This window comes from Facilibium subflavum (assembly GCF_003574485.1).
GTDB lineage: Bacteria > Pseudomonadota > Gammaproteobacteria > Francisellales > Francisellaceae > Facilibium > Facilibium subflavum.
On sequence record NZ_QLIT01000247.1, the window covers coordinates 1 to 7,062 of the forward strand.

Annotated in this window: 5 protein-coding genes and 1 tRNA gene; 2 read left to right on the top strand and 4 right to left on the bottom strand. The window is 36.4% G+C overall.

Features of this window, described 5'->3' with window-relative positions; all coding sequences use genetic code 11:
• Positions 1-20: 20 nt before the first annotated feature.
• The 4 genes from DNK84_RS12475 to DNK84_RS12495 form a co-directional block, all read right to left on the bottom strand.
• Positions 21-269 carry a hypothetical protein gene (locus DNK84_RS12475; protein ID WP_119344814.1) on the bottom strand — a complete coding sequence of 83 codons (249 nt, stop codon included), beginning with the start codon at positions 267-269 and terminating at the stop codon, positions 21-23.
• A gap of 321 nt (positions 270-590) precedes the next feature.
• Positions 591-1,463, bottom strand: coding sequence for an RHS repeat domain-containing protein (locus DNK84_RS12480; RefSeq protein WP_119344815.1), 873 nt, complete (start codon positions 1,461-1,463; stop codon positions 591-593).
• Positions 1,464-1,964: 501 nt separating this feature from the next.
• A tRNA-Lys gene (locus tag DNK84_RS12490) sits at positions 1,965-2,040 on the bottom strand.
• Between the two features lie 40 nt (positions 2,041-2,080).
• The gene (locus DNK84_RS12495; protein WP_119344817.1) at positions 2,081-5,086 is read right to left on the bottom strand and encodes an FAD-binding and (Fe-S)-binding domain-containing protein; all 3,006 of its coding nucleotides are present in this window, start codon (positions 5,084-5,086) and stop codon (positions 2,081-2,083) included.
• Positions 5,087-5,217: 131 nt separating this feature from the next.
• Here DNK84_RS12495 and DNK84_RS12500 point away from each other — a divergent pair, with 131 nt between their 5' ends.
• Together DNK84_RS12500 and DNK84_RS12505 are read left to right on the top strand one after the other, a co-directional pair.
• Complete coding sequence (locus tag DNK84_RS12500) at positions 5,218-5,490, top strand: hypothetical protein (RefSeq protein ID WP_119344818.1); 273 nt, start codon at positions 5,218-5,220, stop codon at positions 5,488-5,490.
• Positions 5,491-5,639: 149 nt separating this feature from the next.
• Complete coding sequence (locus DNK84_RS12505; RefSeq protein ID WP_162902449.1) at positions 5,640-6,887, top strand: hypothetical protein; 1,248 nt, start codon at positions 5,640-5,642, stop codon at positions 6,885-6,887.
• The last annotated feature ends 175 nt before the right edge of the window (positions 6,888-7,062 follow it).

Here is a 7,062-nt window from a genome sequence, read left to right on the forward strand (position 1 = left end):
CCCATTGCTTCACCAATATGCTAAAAAACAAACAAAAATACACCTATAACCGTTATCAGAAAAATAACCAGAAAGCCACCTAATGCAACCAACCATGATTTATTCAAATCCTTCGTTTTATATGCATCTTGCTTTGCACCATCTAGACTACAAACACTGGTAAGCTTTTTGCCATTTTCCTCTTGCCTGTGAGCATTCTTCTTTACCTCGAAAACTTCATTATCTCGCTTTGATGCTAATATTATAGCGGTATCCATTCTATCTCTCATCGCTTCTCCTAATGATGCAATCAGATTATCTGCGTTGTTTGATATAAATCAATGTGAATCTTCACACCTGAAAATGCAGCAGCTATTTTTTTACCCCAACTGCTAATTAATAATGTAGCAAATAAAAAATATTTGTCAAGATGTTTTTATTGCTAATTGCCCTAATGAGTCGGCCTTGATAAAGCCAAAAATTTTTATATAACACTGGCCACTAAAGAACTATTGTTATTACCTACACGCTCTTAACTTTCAAAGGCAAAAACTCTAGTATATAGTGCGAAAAATCCAACTGCTCAACCATAATAAAAGTGATAAACAACCTCATATAGAAGACTGACTTACTAAAAATTTACTCCTATGCTTTAGGTGCATAACATCTTTACAAGTGGTTTTGTTTAGCCACCATTTTTTTGCAGAAATTTTCACACGTGATGCCGATAAATTTGTAATAGATTTAACCGCCAATTTAATTATCGCCACCGATGAAGCCCCCCGGCTATTTACTAGTGTTTTTAAGAACTCCCCAAACTTTATAAGCCTCTGCTCAAATACCGCAACTTTTGCATTCCCCCATCTATTTGCTTCCATCATTTCATTTTTCCCAACAGACTTTTTCCAAGCTTTCTTTACCCAAAATTGCTTTATTAAGTCCTGATTGCTTTCAATCTTCTGCGCAAACTCACTTAATTCAAACCGAAAAGGAAACAGTACCGCGGTAAATAAAAATGAGCCCGAAATAACTACTGCTGCAATTACCCCTTTTAACAGTATCCCTCTTTTAAAGCCATGATCTATATAGCCTGAAATGCTTTTTTTTCGTGGTGTGTGACCACTGTAGTCAACGTTAGAAACAGGGTTTGCATCAGCAAAATTATATTTATTCCATATATTTGCATAGCTGTCGCGTACCAAAAAACGCTGCTTGTCAGGCAAGTAGTCTCTTGATCTTAAATACACTAACTGTGACAGTCGATCTCTGTACTCTTGATTATAAGCAAAGTTATCAAAGATATTCTGGCTCTGACCATAGGCGGTATAATCATTTGAAACTATAGCATGATACTTTCCCACCGGAAAAATATAAGCAACCATACTTTTGTTATCAGATAAATAATATATTGTCTCTACTGTTGAACCTAATGCTAAGCTACAAATAAAGACTCCACTTAATAAACCAATAAAATACCTTTTCATTACTCCCCCTTGTAATAACCCTAAAGCGCTGCTGGATAATTTCGATCACCGCCATAATATTGGTTTTCACTTGATATCGTTGCATGTTCTTTCTGGTATAGAAAATAATACGCACACTGTGATCCCGGCTTACCAGTTTTTCCTATAATACACTTATTAATTTGCTTATCATGATGCGCTTTATTGATTAACCATACTACCAAAATAGCTAGCAATACAAGCATTATAAAATTAAAAATAATAACCCTCACCATTCACTTTATTCCTTTAATTTATTGACTGGTTATAACAATTCTGTATCAATATCACAGCTACTTTAAATGCAAATTCCCAATCAGATACATTCAAAATCCCCATACTTAAGCATCAGGTGATAGCCTTAACATTTTAACTGTTATTTTAAATTTTAAAAAACATTTGTCAAGTTTTTTACTTTAAAAGATTGGATAGCCTAGCATGACTCCACGATAATTACGTTTTCAGCTTTAAAATAGGAATAAATGGTGGGTCGTGCAGGATTCGAACCTGCGACCAACTGGTTAAAAGCCAGCTGCTCTACCAACTGAGCTAACGACCCAACGAAAAGTCATTATAGCTTCTCGAAATTCGATTGCAAGCTATTTTTTTAGCATTTTTACCAAGTATTGCACAGGGTGACTAAGCGATGATTTTGCAAAACGTTTTACCTGGCAGCGGCATGAAAAACCACTGGCAAGCAGTTCAGATGTATCTTGGTTTTTTTGAATCAAAGGCTGCCAACTGGATTCAAAAACCTTATACGACATATCAACGTTTTCCTTTTCATGGCCAAAAGTTCCTGCCATCCCACAACAACCAACCTTTTCAATGGTAAGCGCGATATTAAAAGCCTTAAAAATTTTCTGCCAATAAATCATTGATACAGCGGATTGTGATCGCTCTGAGCAATGTGCTAATAATGCCGCTTTTTGTGCGGGATATCTATTACTGTCAACATTTAAGGCTGAAAGCTCATTCACAAACCATTCCTGGAAAAGATAAACATGAAAGTTCACCTGGTCTTTTAAAAAGCGTTTATATTCATCGCGATACACAAGTGTCATGCTTGGGTCAATACCAATTAAAGGCACGCCTAATTTGGCAATTTGATTATAAAATGCTGTCGTTTTTTGCGCTTTTTTAACAAAAGAACCTAAAAACCCTTTAACATGCGCGGCTTTACCATTTTCCATAAACGGTAGTACATACACAACATACCCAAGCATTGTTAAAAAATCATATACGCTTAAAACCACCTTTGCATCATAACAACTGGTAAATGCATCTTGAACAATGCATACCACCTTATCTGGATATTGTTCACTTATGTTTTGTAAACCCTTCCAAGAAAATACAGGCACTTTACGGTGTTGTAATTCTTTTTGTAAGCTTTGATGAGACAGAACAGGGGAGTCAACAAGACCAATATACTTATTGATGATATTCTTTATTGGGTTTGCTTGCTGAATCGCATTAAAAAACACAGGCCATTTCGCCTGATAAAGGGAAATTTTTTCGGTGTTTTTTATTAAATAATCCCTTAATGGTCGTCTATAGCGGCTGTGATAGTGTGCTAAAAATAACGGCTTCATATTGGGAATATCCACCTTAATTGGACATGCTGTAGCACAGGCCTTACAACCTAGGCATTTTTGTAATGAGTCATAGACTTCATAAGAGAAGTCCTTTTTATTTACCTTCTTCTTAACCAAATATTTATCGGGTTTTTCCTTGACCTCATAACCCTTTATCGACAATTGCTTTAGCCATTCACGTAGTAAGGCAGTTCTGCCTTTGGGCGAGTATACCCAATTACGAGAAGCCTTAGCAGAAGGGCACATAATCTGGTTGAGATTATAATTCAAACAAGCCGAGTTCCCATTACAATCAAATGCACCAGAGAAAAGTGCCCTGGTATCCTTTGTTACCTGTGCATCTTCAACACCCCGAAAAGGACCATCAACCTTGACTAATTGATCATGACTTAAATAAGGCACAACAACCTTGCCTGGATTTAGCTGATTATAGGGATCAAATGCTTTTTTGATTTTTTGTAAAGACACATAAAGTTTCTCCCCAAAATAATCTTTGACATATTCACTGCGAAAGCCTTTGCCATGCTCAGACCAGTAAACACCCCCATATTTTTTTACCAGGGCATTGACCTCTTTGGTAAGCTTCATCACTAATTGGCGATCCTTGGTATCATTCATATCCAATGCAGGGCGCATATGTAAGCAGCCAACATCAACATGGCCAAACATGCCATACTTTAAGCCATAGTGATCTAAAAGCGCACGCAGCTCTGTAATATAATCAGCCAGGTTCTCAGGTGGAACAGCCGTATCTTCCATAAATGGAATCGGTTTTCTTGCCCCAGGCATTGCACCTAAAAGCCCCACGCCCTTTTTACGCAATTCCCATAAAGAAGTGATTTCTTCATGTTTTGTTGCACAATAAAAATGCCTTTGCTGATTATTAAGACCATCTGAAACCAGCTTAAGTTTAGCCTGTAACTGTATTTCATCATCACAGATAAATTCAATTAAATTAATTGCTCGAGGTGTGTTCTGCCCTGCACACTCAATCATATGCTGAATTTGCGGATAGATTTCATCTTGTCGTGCAAGCGCTAAAATATTATCATCAACTGTCTCAATCGCAGCAGGATTTAAATTTAATAAACTCTTTGCATCTGATAAGGCTTGATTAAAACTTGGATAACTGATTGCAAAAAGTGCCTTTTTTCTTGGCAAAGGTGTCAGTTTTAATGTCAACTCGGTAATATAAACCAATGTGCCTTCAGAGCCTGCAATTAAATAGTTAAGATTTACCGTATTTTTTTCTCGATTATACGCTTTAGCCAGATTATAGCCTGTCATAAAGCGATCTAATTTTGGAAATTGCGCTTCAATTAAATCATACTGTTTGATAATTTCTGACTGAACAGTTTGGTAAATGCCCATCATTAAATCATCCGATTGCACTGTAGCGGACATGCTGTTTATTTTATTGACATCAGTTTCTGTTATATGTGCCATCTGGCCATTACTTAGCACACAATTAATCGCCAGAATATGCTGACTTGTTCGCCCATAAATACGAGATCCTTTGCCACAGGCATCCGTACTTGCCATGCCACCGATAGTTGCTCTGTTGCTAGGTGATAAATTCGGTGCAAAAAAAACACCGTGTTTTTGTAATACTTCATTTAACTGATCAAGCACAACCCCAGGCTCTACACGCACATAGCCTTTATCAAGGTTGACCTCTAAAATTTGATCTAAATAACGGCTACTGTCAATAATCACCCCCTGACATAATGACTGGCCATTAGTACCAGTGCCAGCCCCACGCGCGCTGAATTTAACAGATTGAAAACGTGGCTTATTCGTCAGCATCAATATTTTTTCAATATCTTGGGTGTTTTTAGGAAACAATACCACCTCAGGAATCACCTGATAAATACTATTATCTACAGCAGTTGAAATACGTGATGCATAATCTTCTTGAATATCACCACGAAAGTTTTCTTGCCTTAATTGTTTAATAAAGCGCGCATAGATTTTTTTGTGTTGTGCAAGTTGATCTAAAACAGGCAGCATTGTTATATCTGGCTCTGGCTATTAAGCTTTGAAATAGTTAAAGTATAAATTATTTTCCATACCAACCATAGTCTATAATACGCTATAAATTAAAGAAGTTAACAAAGATCAAATCACGATCAGGAGAAAAAATGAAAAAGCAATGGGTGAAAATATTCCTTATCTATCTACTCTTATACGCTATTGTTGGTGCTTTAAGCGCATGGTTTCCGTTTCTTATATTTAGTGTTATATTTGGCAGTGTTTCTATTGTTATTGCTGCGATTTCACTTTCCATACTGCGCACAATTGATTACTTTAAATGGCAGGCAACACACATTGGCATTAAAAAATTTGTCTTTCTAATCATTATTTTGCTAATTATCGATATCATCTATTTTATTATTATGCAATATACGCCTTAACTCCTCTCAATGCGCAACAAATAAGCGAATTACTAAAAAAATGGTTGACATGATATCCTTTAATTGCGAGATTATTAATCACTTAAATGGGAAAGCTTGTTAATACAGTAAAGCTCTGGATTAACAGCTTATTATCTTATGGAGGAAATATGTCACTATACGATGGTCTTATGAATGCAAGTAATATCTATATAAGTAAAAATAAATCATCAAGTAGTCGCGTTTTTCAATTAAGGCACCGACACGGTGATATCGGAGTTAGACGAGCTCAAAAGTTTCAATATCTTGTTAAACATATAAGTGAACACAATCCTGATCGTTTGCGTGAGTTTACTTACGCCTACCTGAATCAAGATCGAGATCAAATCCAAAGAATACTTGGTCTTGAAACATCACCTAACATAGACCGTTCAAGGATTGCTGTTGCAAACCAAGAGGCGTTTACTAATTATCTGCTTGATGAAGCAGTTGAAATAGTACTTAGAGGAAATGATCACAGAAACTCACTGCGAAACTATATCCAACGTGCTTATGATAATTATGCCTTTCAAGCTGAATACCTAGAAGAGGATGAAAAAGTACTTGACTCAGATGGCTACTCAACATACAAAGATGAGGACACCTCATCTTATATTGCCTATGAAAACCTGGGAGAAAATAAAAGCGACTCTAATCATGCAAAATCTGCTCATGCTGTTGAACATTATTATAACAGCGAGTGTGATCAACATTTCTTTGTGAAATGGCTTGATCCACTTGACTCACGACATAGACGCATTGCTGAGCAAAATAATATGATCGCAGAAGTAGTCTATGCCAATATCTGGCGCTTTTTAATTGGTAATCGCGCTTCACAATCAAAATTAGTCTTAAATGAAAATGGTGCGATAGAAGGAATATGCTCGGTCGGTTTACCAGGCTTTACACCCTATGGCAATCTAAATAAGATAGATAAAGAACAAACCCAAGGTTTGATTCCTATTCTTATTGCAGCATATTTATTAGCCGAAGATGATTTGCATATATATAATTTTGGCCGCATGAATGAAGGAGATGAATATTGTTTTGGAAAAATTGATCATGATTATGTTATCAGTCACTGGCAAGAGTATACAAGGCAAGAGTCGCTTAGTAGAAAGTTTCCAATCGATACACTGGCTGATTTATTAGACGAAACAAACACTCACCCATATAATTGTTTAAGCAAGTTACTTGATATGGTTCAAACACTTCGATTTAATCCAGCCCACGCTAATGCACGTGCATTATGCTTAGGTCATTCACTTAGATCACAAGCAAGCAGTGGAAGCCGTCCGGTTACAACGACATCACGAGATTTAGGGACAATTTTACGGCTTGGCTTTAGTAATGATCGTAATGGGAAGCGCACAAAATAACTTCCCGACCCCAAGTTAAACATTAGTCACCAAAACCGCAACAATAAAATCAATTACCCGCTTAAGAAAATAAACTTTTTTGCTGTCAGAACTTTACAGACCAGATGTGGCCGTTATTCTTATGCTTTGGCGTAATGATAATAATTTGAATGACAATGGACTACATGAAGTATAT

Bases quoted from the DNA above. Each gene is read 5' to 3' on its own strand.
- DNK84_RS12475 (WP_119344814.1), bottom strand. From the start codon at position 269: ATGAGAGATAGAATGGATACCGCTATAATATTAGCATCAAAGCGAGAT.
- DNK84_RS12480 (WP_119344815.1), bottom strand. From the start codon at position 1,463: ATGAAAAGGTATTTTATTGGTTTATTAAGTGGAGTCTTTATTTGTAGC.
- DNK84_RS12495 (WP_119344817.1), bottom strand. From the start codon at position 5,086: ATGCTGCCTGTTTTAGATCAACTTGCACAACACAAAAAAATCTATGCG.
- DNK84_RS12500 (WP_119344818.1), top strand. From the start codon at position 5,218: ATGAAAAAGCAATGGGTGAAAATATTCCTTATCTATCTACTCTTATAC.
- DNK84_RS12505 (WP_162902449.1), top strand. From the start codon at position 5,640: ATGTCACTATACGATGGTCTTATGAATGCAAGTAATATCTATATAAGT.